The sequence below is a fragment of the Winogradskyella sp. HaHa_3_26 genome (assembly GCF_019278425.1).
Classification (GTDB): Bacteria; Bacteroidota; Bacteroidia; order Flavobacteriales; family Flavobacteriaceae; genus Winogradskyella; species Winogradskyella undariae.
Genome location: NZ_CP058981.1, coordinates 3,361,384 through 3,378,361, shown reverse-complemented (window position 1 = coordinate 3,378,361; position 16,978 = coordinate 3,361,384). Strand labels below are relative to the sequence as shown.

The following is a 16,978-nucleotide window of genomic DNA, read 5'->3' as shown; positions in this document are numbered from 1 at the left end:
ACTTTTCATTTTTGGAATTTCTTTAGTGCAACTCGGTTTGTATTTTTTGAATAATAAGTACAAAACTAAACTGCCGAATTTTATAATTCTTTTGGTTTTATTAATCTGCTACTTTTTTCTGTTTCCAAAACTTTTTTACCCAGAGCCAAGAACAGACGGAATTAATTGCGGAATGCCAATACTTGGAATAACACTCGGATTTTGGTTTTTCGGAACAATCGCAGGAATTACAACACACATAATTTGGAAAATAAAAAAACGAATAAGCACTAAAGCACAACACCGTATATAATTTATTGCTGGCTTCTTGCCTACTTACGAAAGTCCTCGCGGACTTTCTTTGTCCGTAATTATTTACTAAATTAGTTGCTTGAAACACGCAACAAACCATATACAACAACGTTGTGGTTAATTTAAGAAAATCAGATAGCATACATCCATATGTGTTTTTCATAAGAACTAATTAATAATACTAAATGAAAATTTATTTAATTATATTATATCTATTCTGTATTAACAATTTTGCTAATGCTCAACAGAAAATCGTAAAATTAGGCTCATTTCCTGATGGGATTACCGAATTATCCAAAAACGATACTATTTACTATAAAGATTTAAACAAAAATCTTGATAAATATATTGGAACGTGGAGTTTTGAGAACGATAGTGTTTATTTCCAAATTATTATTTATAAGAAAGTAAGAATAGATAACTTCCCAAAAGTGAACATAATGTCTGACGAATTAGTATCTGAATTTATATACAAAAATAAAGGTGTTGAAATCTACAACACAAAAATTGAGGATAGCTACATAAGTGGAAATAGTGTTTTTTCTGAAAACAAGATTTCATTACTATATGGTGAACCTACTGAAAATAATCATATTAGATATAAAAATACTGATTTAATAATAGAATATATACCTGATAAACCCCCTAAGCTTTTATGGGTTAGAAAAAACTATCAAACATGCAAAGGAACAGGAGAGAAACCTATTTACGATATGTCTGATTTTAAAATTCCGGAAATAATGCAATTAACCAAGCAATAAAACTAACCACAACACCGTATATAATTTATTGCTTGGTTATAGCCTACTTACGAAAATCCTCGCGGATTTTATATTCGGTTTTTATTTGCTAAATTTAGTGCTTAAACCACGCAACACCCGAGCGCAGCGAACAGACGAAGTAAACCATACACAACAAAGCTGTAAATGGCTTTCAGATTACTATTTTAGTATAGCATTTACAGGCAATCTTCTTTAATTGGGTACGTATCATCGGTTGTGAATTGCTTTCAGATTACTATTTTAGTATAGCATTTACAGGATAATAGCTGTTTTCCAATTATATATTACTAGTTACCCACAATATGAAAAAAACTTTGAGAACTACATTTACATTTGGAATTTTATTAATTGGAATTACTGTTTTTGGACAAGATTTAGGATTTGACATTCATAATATTTCGCTGAATGAATATGTCCAAATGGAAGAAAATTTAAAAAGTGAAAGAATTCCAACAACTTCAAATCACGTTTCATTTAGTGGAGATGCTCAACCGATTAAATACAAAAGAACTGAAAAGAAAATAGCGGACTTAATAACTTACTATTACTTTAAAGAAAAAGACTCAACAATGAGTTCTGTGCTTTACGAATGGGATGTTTCTAACTTTGAAAAGAAAGATAACAATCAAAAACCTAAAAAATATCAAAAAGCATTTATTTCAAAATATAAAGGACTTAAAGAAAAAATTTCATCCGAATTTGGAGAACCAAAAACAAAGAGAAATTATTCTAATATTAGTCGATTAGATTCCATAAATACATTTGTAGAAAGTTCAACTTGGAAACCGAATGATAGTACAGAAATTGAAATGTACGCTACAGTTTCAAACTACTATGAAAAAAAAGGTGCAATGACTATAAATCCAGTTCATAGAATAAGACTTTATATCAAAAACCAATCAAAAGAAAAGGAAAAAGAAATCCCGAAATTAGACGAGAATAAACTTTCCGAATTAGAGAATATTAAGACAGATTTTTTCAAAATTTTAAAATCAAAAGATTTAACAAAATCGAAAGATTATTTATCCAACATAATTAAAGAAAAGGTTACTGACGAGCAATTAAATCTATTAATCGACAACATAGATTTTGAGAGAAAAACTGAATTAATTTACAGCGGAATCCAAATGGGTTTTGATGGAAGTATGTTTACATTACTTCAGTACAAATATTCAGATGACAGTTCAAGTCCGCCAAGTGAAATGATTAAATTAATTTTTGACGAGAAAGATAAAGTCGTAGGAATTCAGCCGATTAAATTACAAGGAAAAGAATAAAATACTGTGGGCAACACCGTATATAATTTATTGCTAGCTTCTTGCCTACTTACAAAAATCCTCGCGGACTTTCTTGGTCGATAATTATTTACTAAATTAGTTGCTTGAAACACGCAACACCCGAGCGCAGCGAACAGACGAAGTAAACCATATACAACAACGCTGTAAATGGCTTTCAGATTACTATTTTAGTATAGCATTTACAGGATAATAGCTGTTTTCCAATTATTATTACTAGTTACCACACATTTAAAAAAACGTACATTATGACATCAGAAGACAAATTATTTAGAGAATTCCAAGAATTAACAAGTTCTTTTAAGATGAATTTTTTTAAAGACAATAACGGAATACAAGGTGGCGCAAAAATGGATTTTGAAATACACCAAATTGATTCAGATATTGAAAATTCAATGGTTTTTGACTCAAAAGACACCTGTTTTAATGTAATTTCTAAAACAATGGTTGACAAAGACAAAGAAAAATTTAAAAAACTTTTAGATGAAAAAACCAATGGATTAAACTCTTTTAGAATTGCTTTCATTGAAAAATAATTTATTTAAAAACCTTTTTAATTCATCCATTTTAGAAAAGTCATGTTGATGTTTAAAAAGCAGTTCGACTAATTCTATTTCTGAATCCGATAAGTGACCGAAATTGAATTGATTAAATTGATAAAATTGATTTTATTTTGACATAATATTTGAATTTAAAATTAATAATCTGAATTAAACCTTATGGAGAATATTAAAAATGTTAATGATATTGAACTAAACGAATTTGAGAAATACAGCAAATACAAAAAGCTATCTGAATTACGAGCAATGGATGAAAAAGAATTGTTGATTCTAAACAATCTAAACCAATTCCGACTTTTAAAAACACAGAATATCTCGAAAAACATATTTATATTCTTTCTAGTTGTTGCGATTTTATCCATTCTGTTGCAAATTGTAGTTGCTTTTATAATCTGAATATAAAAACGAGTGGTAACACCGTGTATAATTAATTGCTTTTTTCTTCTCTACTTGCGAATATTCCTGCGGAATATTCACAGGTTCGTGAAAGTTTGCTAAATTAGTTGCTTAACCACGCAACTAACCATACACAACAACGTTAGGCATAATTTAGGAAAACCTCGTAAATGAAAAAAAGATATTGGATAATAGGACTAATTATACTTCTATTAGTCTCGTTAAAATTATATTTAAACAGACACACAGTCAATTGTCCTGAAATGAACACGGCATATTTTGAATGGTTTCCCTATAAGAAAAATGATGTTTTATTTTTTTCAAATGCCGATTCTATTAGAAAATACCGTGTTGATGAATTTGCTGTACATCATAGAGAGAATTACAATAGTAATCTTAAATGTGGGTGTTGTGAAGAAGGAATATATCTATCTTTAATAGGAGAAAAAGATACCATTAAGATTTCTCTTGATAATTACAAAAACCCAAATAGTTGCCTAGGTGGTTTCACTTATTTTAAACGTAATGGAATTAATTTAAAGAAAGTCAAGAATGACTCTAGTCAAAAGGAAAATTCTTCACAGGTTTGGAAATTTGAATCTTTTAAAGTTGATAAAGCCTATGGAATCGACTCATTAAAGTGGAATAATAAAATATGGAATTTCTACAAAAAAGTGAACAGCAATGACAAAAATACAATTCAATCAAATGACTGTTAAAAACTATGCCTAACACCGTGTATAATTAATTGCTTTGTTCTTCCCTACTTGCGAATATTCCTGCGGAATATTCACGGGTTCGTAAAAGTTTGCTAACTTAGTTGCTTAACCACGCAACTAACCATACACAAACACGTTGGCATTCATTTGACCAACAACTTCAATAAAAGTAAACTATGGGATTTAACATATCAGGATTGGTAATAAATAAAAATTACGAAAAAAATTTCGATGAGTTACAAAACATACTTGGTTGGAATTTAATCAAAGGCAAAAAAATTGATTTTGAAACAGCATCATCTAATTGGAAAGAAGAAAATTACTGTGATGTATATTTTTCTGAAAACGGAACTATAATTTTTCTGAATATTGATTACTGTACTAGCGGTTATCCATTAGAAAATGTGAATACTTTAACATTTGGATATTCAGAAGTATCAATGACTTTTTTGTTAGATTATTTCGAAAAAGGGACTGAACATCGGTCAATTATGGAAGCACAAGGCGAAAGAATTATTGACGAAGGTAAAAGAATTGAAGTTGAAGATAGATTTGAGGAAATGACCGAAATAATATGGAATCAGATAGAAATTGTTTTAGGCAAAAATTTTCACCAAATTGATAATTCAGAAGTTGCACATAGATATTATTTTAACAAAAAGGAATCTACTGATAATGATATTGGCGAAAAAGAGATTCAAATAAATAAAGTAAACATTTTAGAACCTTTAGATGTAAAATATTTTTCAGAAGATGAATTAATAGAATACTTTAATAAAATTGTCATTTATTGCAAGGATAATAAAATTAACTTTTTTTTACATCCAACTTTACTAGACGATAAAAATAAAAAGGTGGTTCAAAACCTCGTTGACATTAAATATTACATCGGAAGTAAAGAGAATTTATTAAATGCTGTAAGACCCAAATTTCCAATGGAAGGATATTATATGATTGGTAAATTTGAAAAAGATAACATAGATTTTAAGACATCAAAATTGTTATTTGATTTGATTGAAAATTATAAAGTTGAAAACATTGAAAACACTAAAATAAATACAAATAAAGTTGCAAATAATAAATGGATTGAAATTGACAAAAAATTAGATGATAATTCTAAAGCAAGTGATTCTGATTTTGTTCTTTTGATTATAACAATAATTGTATTATTAGCTTTTTTTGGTGGACTTATTTATGTTATATATAATATTTCCACCTTACCTTGATAAAAAACGTATGCTAACACCGTGTATAATTAATTGCTTTGGTAAGTGCTTATTTGGAAAATTCCTTCGGAATTTTCTCGCGTTCGTTTTTGTTTATTAACTTAGTTGCTCAAACACGCAACACCCGAGCGCAGCGAACAGACGAAGTAAACCACAAAACAACGTTGTAAATAGCTTTCAGATTACTATTTTAGTATAGCATTTACAGGAAAAGGCAATACCTGCCCTACATTACAAACTGGGGTATAATTAAAATGTTGCACCAGTTTTAGCCCATCACTATGAGCAATACCATTGGCAACACGTCGCTTGCCGCGTTTGTTTATCGCATCTAAATCCTTTAAACGTGTAAACAAACCCATCAATCGACTATGAAAATAGGGAAACCTATAACCTCTAAAAAAAGGCACTAAAGCCGTCCTAAAAGCTTTATTAACACCAGAGCAATGCCCAAACTCACTAGCGTTTTTGCGTACACGTTGCATACTCCGCTTCGTCTTTATGGTCTTACCATTAAAACCACCACCTGCTTTTCGGGCAATAGCCTTACCATTTAAATAATAAAAATTAATACCTCCCATAGTCCCCACTAAGGGAATAATGCCTTTCTGCTCCGCCATAATTCAACATTTTAATATAAACAGCTATAAAACAGTAATATACAAAAATTAAATTATAGGTTATAGCGTGGTTATAGCATACTTAAAACAAGCTTAAAGCAGAGTTGTTGTATAAAAGAAGCAAACAAAACCAAATAAGAAGATAAAAACGGGCACTACTTCCCGATACAATATTTAACTAACCCTGTATTCATTGGTGCTATTGTATTTGGGCAACAAATAGCATACAAAAAATGGATAATAAGAGAAGATTAGTAACAACTATTAATAAATAGAGCAACAAATATAGCATAAAAAAAACCGCTCGATTAGAGCGGTTTCCAAATAAAAACACCAAGCATTAATTAGCTGTACCAGAGCCTAAATAAATACTGTTTGATACTTGACTACCATCAGCAGAAATAAAAGCCATAAATAGCTCTACTGCATCTCCTGCATAAGTTGTTGGGATTGGAATAATTTGAGAACCTACTGTTCTGTCTGCTCCATCAAGTAAAGAAATGGATTCCTTTTTTGAAGGATTGTAAACCAATAACATCGCCTTGTCAGTAGCATTTGCGTTACCTTCAGCAGAGTTATCATCCCAACCAAACGTTACTTCTCCAGCAGTTGCTAAATCAGTCGTTGGGTTTAGCACACCAGATAAACCTCCTCGACTTACTAAAGCGTTTGGATAGTCAACAACAAAGTTAGGTTCAGTACCTGTAATAGCATTATTCAATACATACGACATTGCAGCATTAAATTCTGTTTTCTTAACAGCTAACCCTTTATAACCTAACTTAATAAAAGGCTTTACAGCCTGTAAAAATTCTAAAGTGGCAGTAAACTTGGTTCTTTGGTTTACTTGACCAACAGTTCTTGGATTGGCTACACTTGAAGGTTTAATTCTAATGTAATCAATTCCTTTCCAGCTTCCACCGATAACGTTACCAACCTTACCTGAAAGACCTCCTAAAATACCTTGAGCAATTTTACCCATAACATAAATAATTTAAATGAAACATAATTTTCTTCGGACTTGGTACGGACTTAACACGAAGTTGTACCTTCCGTTGAAATATATGGCAAGTTTTATGCTATTCTTTTGATATGGATTTTGTTGCTTTAGATTGCTTCTTTTTGCATTTTAGAAAATAAACTTTGGATATATGATACTTTCAAATCTGCCATTTTTGAAATAATTTTATGAAGCTCCTTTTCCTTTTTATTAATTGCTGACACAATATTAATATGTTTTTGCAACTGAATTGCATCATAAAACAATGAGCTGTAGCTGTTTTTCAAAGTGTTCCTACAATCATCTATTGAAATAAACGGAATAACACTACCTTTTAAATAGTAAGCGTAAAAACCGCCTATTTGCAACATCATAGATAAGTGAAAAAGTGTGTGTTTTACCTCTTCTGTTGTAGTAGTGACAACGAAACAGTTAGCACAGGATTTTAAGAGTGGTTTTCCGCTGTTTAGACCTTTGTTTAGAATGAAAAAATGAGGGTTCGAGTAAGTCTTTCCGACTTGGTGTGTTTTTAGTTCAAAAGTTGACATAGCTATCCAATTTAAAATTGCTTCGCTACGCTTCGCGCCATTATTTTTTTTGAAAAGAAAAAAGATAGCCATAGTTGTTGTGGCGTGGGCAAGGCTGTCAAGGTTTTTGGATAAAAGTTTTTTGAGTTGTATGTTTAAATCAAGAGGAAAAGGGTCTTGAAAAAAGTTTTATTCAAAACCCGTAGGGCTTGACCTTTATAGCCTTGTGCGTTGGATGAAGCAAGCCACATATATTTGCTGCCTTTTTTTATTTTAATACTACACCTACTAATATTAAAATTATTGCAAGAATAATGATTGTAAAAACCTTTGTAGAATAAGAATCGTCTCCTTCAGGATTTTCGATTTTATTACCGTTTTCATCTATATCGTGAGGAAAGAATAAATCAAATAATGATTCAATCAGTTTTTTCATACATTAAATATAACTTTTCTGGGGAATTAACTTTTAAAAAAATAGGTTTACTTAACAAATTGAGCGATGGATGAAGCGTTTGTATGGGTAGTGTTTTAAATAGTTGTTTGATAAAACAGCATTTAAACAAGCTACTTATACAGGACTTTTAGACAATAGCTTATTGCTTTTTTGAGGCACGATAAAAAGTAATGTGCTATGGCGTATTACTACATATTCTAAACCTATTTTTTTATATCCTATTTCTTGGGTGGTGGGGAAAAGTGGACATTAATATTTGTTAACGAAATGAAACAAACAAAGACTTGAGGTAAGGAATACTTGGACTTAACGATGGTTTTGTGCAGTTGAATGAGATAACGAATATTATAATAAATTAACGTTACCCTTTGAATGTTCGACTGTTTAATGTTTGTTGAAAATGTAGTTAGAAGTTCGGATGTGAGCGTTGGAATAGCGGATATTTTACATAATAGCAGTTATAGCGACGAAAATATAATAAAACGCCGTAGGCAACCATTGAAAGGATTTTTGCTCCTATAACTTCTATTATGTAACATAGCTTGGGATTGGTTTTTTGGCGTAATAGTTGTTTGAGCGTTGGCAATAGCTCTTTGCTTTTTTATTGTACTAATTTATTTATATAGATACTTTTAAATAAAACAAGTAATGTGCTATTATAGCGTTGGATACAAGTATTATGACATAAAACCAATTATGCATTGGCGAGCGGAACAGCACAAAAGACAGAGGATTTTGAGGTACGAAAAAACTGGGTTTTGGGTTGTGGGGACAATTACCAACTCATTCGTTGTAATCTAACTGCATTTAAAATTGCTAATAATGCTACTCCTACATCTGCAAAAACTGCTTCCCACATTGTAGCTAAACCACCTGCTCCTAAAATTAAGACAATAACTTTAACACCAAATGCTAAAATGATATTCTGCCAAACAATTTTACGTGTAGAACGACTTATTTTAATGGCTCTTACTACTTTTGAAGGTTGGTCTGTTTGAATGATAACATCTGCTGTTTCAATAGCTACATCGCTCCCTAAACCACCCATTGCAATACCAACGTTACTTGCTGCTAAAACTGGTGCGTCATTAATACCATCACCTATAAAAGCTACTTTATTTTCAGGATTTTTCTTTAAAATTTCAACTTCGTTTAATTTATCTTCTGGTAGCAAACCACCTTTAGCATTTTCGATGTTCAACTCTTTAGCGACTTGTTGCGTAATGGAATCTTTATCACCGGAAAACATCATAATATTTTTAATGCCTACTTTATGTAAATTAGTAATTGTTTCTTTTGCATCTTCCTTTAATTCATCTGCTATTACTACAAAACCTGCAAATTGATTATCGATTGCTACCAACACTATCGATTCTACAATAGATTCCGTTTCCGTTGGAACATTAATATTATTCGCAGTCATTAAGGCTTTATTACCTACTAAAACTGTTTTACCATTTACAATGCCTTTTAAACCTTTACCTGCAACTTCAGAAACGTCTTGTGCTTCAAAATCTTCACCTTCAGCTTTGTACTCTAAAATGGCTTTAGCAATTGGATGCGTGGATTGTTCTTCCATCGCCATTAAGTATTGCATAAATTCGGTTTCATTCCAACCAATTGCTTTTACTTCTTTGATTTTAAAAACACCTTTGGTAACGGTTCCTGTTTTGTCCATTACCAAAGTATTTATCTTGGTCATTGCATCTAAAAATGAAGCACCTTTAAATAAGATTCCATTTTTTGAAGCTGCTCCCAATCCACCGAAATATCCTAATGGAATTGAAATCACTAACGCACAAGGACAAGATATTACCAAGAAAATTAATGCTCTGTATAACCAATCTCTAAACACATAATCATCTACAAAAAAGTAAGGTATAAAAGTAACACCAATAGCTAAAAACACTACAATTGGTGTGTAGATACGAGCAAACTGTCTGATGAATAATTCTGTTTTAGATTTACGTGCTGTTGCATTTTGAACCAAGTCTAATATTCTCGCAATAGAACTGTCTTCAAACTTATTGGTTACCTCAACTTCAATAACGCTTTCCAAATTAATACTACCTGCGTAAACCTTTGCTTCTTTTTGAATGGAATCTGGTTTGCTTTCTCCTGTTAACGCAGCTGTATTTAAAGATGCTTTTTCGGATAATAAAATGCCATCCAATGGAATTTTTTCACCTACACGAATTTGAATTTTCTCTCCAATATTGACAACTTCAGGCGAAACACTTTTATAATCTCCCTCACGAAATACATTGGCTTCTTTAGGTCTAACATCTAATAATGCTTTTATATTTCCTTTTGCACGATTTACAGCAGCACTTTGAAATAATTCGCCTACTGCATAAAATAGCATTACTGCAACACCTTCGGGATATTCACCAATAACAAATGCACCAATGGTTGCTATAGACATTAAAAAGAACTCTGTAAAAACATCACCTTTTTTAATACTAATCCAACCCTCTTTTACAACAGGAAACCCTACAGGAAGATATGCAATACCATACCAAGCAATACGAATCCAATCCTTAAAGAATGAAACATCAAAATAATCTAAACCTATACCAATGATAAGCATTGTAAAACTTATTATTGCAGGCACGTAGGTTTTGAATGCACTTCCATTACCGTGATTATGACCATCATTATGCGTGTGTTGCACTTCTGAATTTGGTTTTAAATCTCTTAAATTGACTTTCTTTTTTTTCATTTAATATCTAATAATTTTTCAATGTCATTGGGAATAGGCATTCGTTTTAATGGTGGCACGTTTGCTCCACCAGTATTACCAAGTGGAACGTGATTTATAAATGATTTCCAGCCACCCACAAGCAACCTAATTATTTGACCTATTACTTCTTTCGTATCTTTTTGTCTAAATCCAAACTTTAGCATAAGCCAATGTGAATAGGTATGTTCTATAGGATAAGATTGTCCTATTATATGACTACGTTCTAAATGATACCAAGCATTACCAAACTGCTTATTTTCCAAACAGAAACTGTATTGTTTTAATTCTTGGTTATACGCCTGTTTTAGATGTTTAGGTATTTTAGTATTAAACTTCATATCCTCTAATTTTGGATAAATGTACTTTAATAGTAAGTGCAATGGAAGTGCAATAATTAGACACTACACTTATCGCAAATACCTTTTACCACCAAATTTACATTCTCTGACACAAAACCATCTGGCACTTTTATTTGAGGTATTTTATGTTCTGTTAAGCAAATGGTTTCATTGCAATTATTACAATGGAAATGTAAGTGCAAATCGGTTTCAATTTCACAATTACATCCCTTTTCACATAATGCATATTTTGTAATCCCTGTACCATCGTCTATTTGATGCACAATTGCCTTTTCTTCAAAGGTTTTAATAGTTCTGTATAAAGTGGTTCTGTCTGCTTTTGAGAAAGCATTTTCAATATCACTTAAAGTAACAGCGACCTCTTTTTCTGCAAGAAACTTATATATAAGCAAACGCATTGCTGTAACACGAATATTTTTTGACTCTAATACTTGTTCTATTGTTTCCATAATTAATGTGCGTGTTCTGCTTCTCCTTTTTTCATTTCTGCGTTAAGATAATAAGCATTGTTATAAGCAAATTTTGTATTACTTTCTATGTTTTCAGTAAATTGAACCGATACCCAATCACCATCTTTAGTGCCTAACACAACTTCAATAGGTTTAAAGCTCCAATCGTCATTTTCTTTTTCTACTGAAAACACATAATATCTTTCGCCTTCTTTTATAATTGCACTTTCTGGTAAAGCTTTTGTTTGGGTATTATCTACTTGAATTTTACCTTGAATATACATACCAGGAATTAAGTTACCTTTTTTGTTTTCTATTTCTGCGTGAACGTGGACTGCTTTTGGGTTGTCCTCAAAGGTTTTGCTTACGGAATAGATTTCTGCGATAAGCTCTGCATCTGGTATGGATTGTACCGTAAAGTTAACTTTCTGACCTTTCTGTACTTTATAAACATCTTTTTCAAAAACCATTAAATCGGCGTGAACGTGATGCGTATTTACAACTTCAAATAATTCGGTTTGTGGTTCTACATATTGACCTGTTTTTACTTCAACTTTTTGTACAAAACCCTCTATTGGACTTCTTAAAGCAATGCGTTGCGAAATTGTGCCATTACGAACAGAAGAGGTATTGACATTTAATATTTTTAATTGTGCTTGCATACCATTTACCATTGCTTTTGATGCATCATATTCTGCTTCTGCCTTTTGAAAATTAGCACCAGAGCCAACACCTGCTTCATATAATTTTTGTTGACGTTCGAAATTCTTTTTCAGAAAATTACTATTGCTATATGCGTTTAAGTAATCAGTTTGAGCTTGTATAATATTGGGATGCGAGAGATAAGCCACAACTTGACCTTTATTAACCTTGTCACCTTCAATCACTTCAATTGAAACAACATTTGCACCAATGACTGTGGTAATGGCTGCTTCATTTTGTGGTGGCACTTCTAACGTTCCATTTGCCTCAACATAACCGCTCATATTGCGTAATGCTAACGTATCTATTTTCATTTTTAAAGCATCGAATTGTTGTTGTGAAAGCATTACTTCTTCGCTTTCATTATGTTCTTCTTTAATTTCTGTTTTTTCTTCCTCATCGTGGGAATGACCATCATTTTCGTTATGATTTTCTTTATTTCCGCAAGCTGACACAAAAATGGTTAACACCATTACGATAAGGATTTTATATGTTTTACTTTTCATTGTCTTATTGATTAAAATATTGTAGTTGAAATGTGCTTTCTAAATAGTTTACTAATGCTGTTTGTGCTTCCAATTCTGACTGAATGGCTTCTTTTATCAACTGCGTAAATGCAGTATAATCTATTTCGCCTTCTCTATATGCCAGTAATGCACCTGTTTTTTGCTCTTTTGTTAATGGTAAAACTTGGTCTTTGTAAAACTCCCAAGATGTTTTCCATTTCATATATTTTTCTTTAGCCAGAACAAACCTTGATTGTACTTCCTGTTTTTTGAACGCTACATTGGTTTCGGCTATGTCTTTATCAATTCTGGCACTTCTAACTTGTGCTTTGTTAGAACCTGATAAAAACGGAATGGAAATACCTGCTTGATAGGTGTAAAACCCTGAATTGCCATTTACTTTTTGTAAACCACCTTGTAGATTGAACTTCGGTAAATTATCCGCCTTTGCAGCTTTATATTTGGCTTCTGCTTCATCTACAATGTTCATCGACATACTGTACAACGGATGATTTTCAATACTAATCGTTTCCACATCACTATCTATCGCTACATCAAATTCATCTGAAACCGTAAAAATTTCTTCTGAAACTAACCACAAATTGAATTGCTGTAAAGCAATATGATAATCACTATAAGCTTGCGCTTTTTTATTCTGAATTTGAAACGCTTGATTTTTTGCTGCTGAATATTCTAATTTAGAAATAGCTTCTACTTCATAATTTAAAGCTGCTGCTTGTTCAAATTTGGAATATATGGAATCCAGTTCTTTATACAAATCATAGTTTCGTTTCATTTGATAACATTTTGACCACGCTTTTTTGACTTCCAATTCTAATTCCAATTCGGAAAGTTGAAAGGCTTTTTGTGCCAATTGAATGCGTTGTTCTTGTAACTTCTTTTTAGAAGCTATACCAAATACATCGATATTTGATTGACCAATACCAATGGTTGTATAGATGCCATTTCCATTATCAATTTCTTCTCCACCTGTAAAAATTTGAGTCGTTCCGAAATCATAGGCAGTCGATTTTAATTGTTCTTGTTTTGTAATTTCCAACTGCTTTTGCTTCAATAATGGATAATTACTTTTTGCGAGTTTAACAGCTTCCTGTAATGAAATTTCGGGAATTGTATCATTCAACTCTTGTGCATTACTTTGTGGTGAAAAGCCAAATAGTAATAATACAACTGCTGTTGCTGTTACTAACTTTTTATTTGGCTTAAACGTAAAAGATTTGTTTTCTACCCAATGATATAAAATTGGTAAAACAAATAAGGTAAGCAAAGTTGAAGTTAATAATCCACCAATAACAACCGTTGCCAATGGACGTTGTACTTCTGCACCAGCTGATGATGAAATAGCCATTGGTAGAAAGCCTAATACATCTGTAAAAGCAGTTAGCATAATAGGTCTGATTCTTCGTTTAGTACCTTCAACTATTCTATCCTTTAGATTGGTTACACCTTCTTCTTTTAATTCGTTGAGTCCGCTTATCATTACCAAACCATTTAAAACTGCAACACCAAACAGCACAATAAAACCAACACCTGCCGAAATACTAAATGGCATATCACGTAACCACAACGCCACAACACCACCAATAGTTGCCATTGGAATAGCTATGTAAATCATTAAGGTCTGTGGTAAAGATTTTAATGCAAAATATATTAGTATAAATATGAGTAACAATGCAATAGGCACAACGGTTTGTAATCGGTTGCTGGCACGTTCTAAATTTTCAAATGCACCACCATAACGAATAAAATAACCTGATGGTAATTCTAATTGTGCATCTAATTTTGATTTAATTTCAGTTACTAACGATTTTACATCACGTCCTCTAACATTAACACCTACATAGGTTCTTCTATTGGTGTTATCTCTACTGATTTGCATTGGTCCTGCTTTATAGCTTACATCTGCAATTTCACGTAAAGGAATTTGAGCACCCGAAGGTAAATTGATATACAGGTTTTGAACATCTGAAATATCCTTACGGTTTTGATCGCTTAATCGTACTACTAAATCGAAGCGTTTTTCACCTTCAAAAATTACACCTGCTGTACCACCTGCAAATGCAGATTGTACGGTTTGATTAAGCGTATTTATTTGAAGACCATATTGCGCCAATTTATTCCTGTTGTAATTGATTGTCATTTGTGGCAAACCTGTTGTGGCTTCCGCTTTCATATCACCAATACCTTCAGTACCTGCGATAATTTTAGATATTTCTTCGGCTTTTTGAGATAGAATATCAATGTCTTCACCATAAAGTTTTATAGCAATATCTTCACGAACACCTTCTAATAACTCGTTAAAACGCATTTCAATAGGTTGTGTAAACTCATAATTAACACCAGGAACCATTTCAACTGCTTCTTTCATTGCTTCAATCAATTCATCTTTTGATTCTATAGTAGTCCATTCACTTTTAGGTTTCAGAATTACAAAAACATCGGCAATATCCATAGGCATCGGGTCGGTTGGAATTTCGGCAACACCAATACGACTCACAATTTTATCAACTTCTGGAAATTTTGCTTTTACTATTTGTTCTATTTTGGTAGTAGTTTCAATAGTTTCTGTAAGTGAACTACCTGGTTTTAAAATAGCGTGAAATGCAATATCACCTTCATCGAGTTGCGGAATGAACTCGCCACCCATTCTTGAAAACATAAAAACGGTTATTCCGAACAACACAACTGCAATACCAATTACCCATTTCCCTTTTCGCAAGGCTCTAACCAATAAAGGTTGGTATTTATCTTCAACCCAATGCACAAATCTATCTCCATAAGATTTTTTATCGTTTTTAGGTGCTCTTAATATTAAAGCTGACATCATTGGCACATAGGTTAAACAAAGTACCATTGCACCAATCATAGCAAAAATAAAGGTCAAAGCCATTGGTTTAAACATCTTTCCTTCAATACCTTGTAAGGCTAAAATGGGTAGAAAAACGATAAGGATAATCAACTGACCGAAGAAGGCAGCATTCATCATCTTTTTTGAAGCATTAGAAGCAACTTTATCTCTTTCTTTAGATGTAAGTTGTTTCTTTTTCAAAACTTGTGATGCTATAAGAAAAACAGTGCTTTCAACAATAATTACAGCACCATCTACAATGATTCCGAAATCAATTGCTCCTAAACTCATTAGGTTTACCCAAACATCAAAAACATTCATTAAAATAAAAGCAAATAATAAGGATAATGGAATAGTAGAGGCAACTATTAAACCTCCTCGCCAATTACCTAATAAAAAGACCAACACAAAAATGACGATTAATGCACCTTCAATAAGATTAGTTGTTACTGTAGAAGTTGTTTCGCCAATTAATTTACTTCGGTCTAATAATGGTTCAATAATTACGCCTTCTGGTAACGACTTTTCAATTTGAGTCATTCGCTCTTTTACATTGGCAATAACATCATTGGAATTAGCTCCTTTTAGCATCATTACCAATCCACCTACAACTTCTCCTTCACCATCTTGGGTTAATGCACCGTAACGAATTGCAGAGCCAAATTGTACCGTAGCAATATCGCCAATAGTGACAGGTATATTATTAATATTCTTGACAGTGATTTTTTTAATGTCCTCTAAACTTCTCACCAAGCCTTCACCACGAATAAAATTGGCTTGATGGTTCTTTTCAATATATGCACCTCCTGTATTTTGATTATTGGCTTCAAGTGCATTAAACACATCTGTAATGGTAAGGCCAATAGCATTTAAATCGTTTGGGTCAACCGCTACTTCGTATTGTTTTATTTTTCCACCAATAGCGTTTACTTCTACCACACCAGGAACCATTGCCATTTGACGCTGTACAATCCAGTCTTGCATTGAGCGTAAATCTGCAATGTTGTATTTGTCTTTAAACTCTGGTGCAACTTTTAGTGTGTATTGGTAAATCTCTCCTAAACCTGTTGAAATAGGACCCATTGTAGGTTCGCCAAATCCAGCAGGTATTTGCTCTTTGACTTTGTTTAGTTTTTCGGCTACTAATTGGCGAGGTAGATATGTTCCCATATCATCATCAAATACAATAGTAACCACAGATAAGCCAAAACGAGAAATTGACCTTATTTCCTGAACATCAGGAAGATTGCTCATTGCCACTTCAATTGGATAAGTAACAATTTGCTCAATATCTTCAGTACCTAAATTGGGGGATTGTGTTATAACCTGTACTTGGTTATTGGTAATATCTGGAACAGCATCTATTGGCACTTTGGTCATACTCCAAATACCTGTTCCGATTATGGTAAGCGTAAGCAAACCAATAATGAATTTGTTATTGATTGAAAAATCAATGATTTTATTAATCATAGAAAAT

At 32.2% G+C, this 16,978-nt stretch carries 14 protein-coding genes; 5 read left to right on the top strand and 9 right to left on the bottom strand.

Annotation, left to right across the window (positions count from 1 at the left end):
• Window positions 1-476: 476 nt before the first annotated feature.
• The 5 genes from H0I32_RS14590 to H0I32_RS14570 all read left to right on the top strand — a co-directional run bounded on the left by H0I32_RS14590 (window position 477) and on the right by H0I32_RS14570 (window position 5,269).
• A complete protein-coding gene (locus tag H0I32_RS14590) occupies window positions 477-1,052 on the top strand; it encodes a DUF6705 family protein (protein WP_179314314.1) in 576 nt (191 codons plus the stop codon).
• 323 nt (window positions 1,053-1,375) lie between these two features.
• Window positions 1,376-2,350 (top strand): hypothetical protein, encoded by a 975-nt coding sequence (locus tag H0I32_RS14585; protein ID WP_179314315.1) that lies wholly within the window; start codon window positions 1,376-1,378, stop codon window positions 2,348-2,350.
• 266 nt (window positions 2,351-2,616) lie between these two features.
• Complete coding sequence (locus H0I32_RS14580; protein ID WP_179314316.1) at window positions 2,617-2,904, top strand: hypothetical protein; 288 nt, start codon at window positions 2,617-2,619, stop codon at window positions 2,902-2,904.
• 590 nt (window positions 2,905-3,494) lie between these two features.
• Window positions 3,495-4,043, top strand: coding sequence for a hypothetical protein (locus H0I32_RS14575; RefSeq protein WP_179314317.1), 549 nt, complete (start codon window positions 3,495-3,497; stop codon window positions 4,041-4,043).
• A gap of 176 nt (window positions 4,044-4,219) precedes the next feature.
• Window positions 4,220-5,269: a hypothetical protein gene (locus H0I32_RS14570; RefSeq protein WP_179314318.1), complete on the top strand. Its 1,050-nt coding sequence runs from the start codon at window positions 4,220-4,222 to the stop codon at window positions 5,267-5,269.
• 185 nt (window positions 5,270-5,454) lie between these two features.
• On the opposite strand, the gene H0I32_RS14565 is transcribed toward H0I32_RS14570, so the two are convergent.
• The 9 genes from H0I32_RS14565 to H0I32_RS14525 form a co-directional block, all read right to left on the bottom strand.
• On the bottom strand, window positions 5,455-5,889 hold the full coding sequence (locus tag H0I32_RS14565; protein ID WP_179314319.1) for a hypothetical protein: 435 nt from the start codon (window positions 5,887-5,889) through the stop codon (window positions 5,455-5,457).
• Window positions 5,890-6,229: 340 nt separating this feature from the next.
• Window positions 6,230-6,871, bottom strand: coding sequence for a DUF6266 family protein (locus H0I32_RS14560; RefSeq protein WP_179314320.1), 642 nt, complete (start codon window positions 6,869-6,871; stop codon window positions 6,230-6,232).
• Window positions 6,872-6,996: 125 nt separating this feature from the next.
• The gene (locus tag H0I32_RS14555) at window positions 6,997-7,509 is read right to left on the bottom strand and encodes a DUF6943 family protein (protein ID WP_243878570.1); all 513 of its coding nucleotides are present in this window, start codon (window positions 7,507-7,509) and stop codon (window positions 6,997-6,999) included.
• A 175-nt stretch (window positions 7,510-7,684) separates the two neighbouring features.
• The gene (locus H0I32_RS14550) at window positions 7,685-7,852 is read right to left on the bottom strand and encodes a hypothetical protein (protein WP_179314321.1); all 168 of its coding nucleotides are present in this window, start codon (window positions 7,850-7,852) and stop codon (window positions 7,685-7,687) included.
• Window positions 7,853-8,648: 796 nt separating this feature from the next.
• A complete protein-coding gene (locus H0I32_RS14545) occupies window positions 8,649-10,595 on the bottom strand; it encodes a heavy metal translocating P-type ATPase (RefSeq protein ID WP_179314322.1) in 1,947 nt (648 codons plus the stop codon).
• On the bottom strand, window positions 10,592-10,954 hold the full coding sequence (locus H0I32_RS14540) for a DUF3703 domain-containing protein (RefSeq protein ID WP_013622781.1): 363 nt from the start codon (window positions 10,952-10,954) through the stop codon (window positions 10,592-10,594). Before H0I32_RS14540 ends, H0I32_RS14545 begins: the two co-directional genes overlap by 4 nt.
• 56 nt (window positions 10,955-11,010) lie before the next feature.
• A complete protein-coding gene (locus H0I32_RS14535) occupies window positions 11,011-11,424 on the bottom strand; it encodes a Fur family transcriptional regulator (RefSeq protein WP_013622780.1) in 414 nt (137 codons plus the stop codon).
• 2 nt (window positions 11,425-11,426) lie between these two features.
• Window positions 11,427-12,632: an efflux RND transporter periplasmic adaptor subunit gene (locus H0I32_RS14530; protein WP_179314323.1), complete on the bottom strand. Its 1,206-nt coding sequence runs from the start codon at window positions 12,630-12,632 to the stop codon at window positions 11,427-11,429.
• A 4-nt stretch (window positions 12,633-12,636) separates the two neighbouring features.
• A complete protein-coding gene (locus tag H0I32_RS14525; RefSeq protein WP_179314324.1) occupies window positions 12,637-16,971 on the bottom strand; it encodes a CusA/CzcA family heavy metal efflux RND transporter in 4,335 nt (1,444 codons plus the stop codon).
• Window positions 16,972-16,978: the final 7 nt, after the last annotated feature.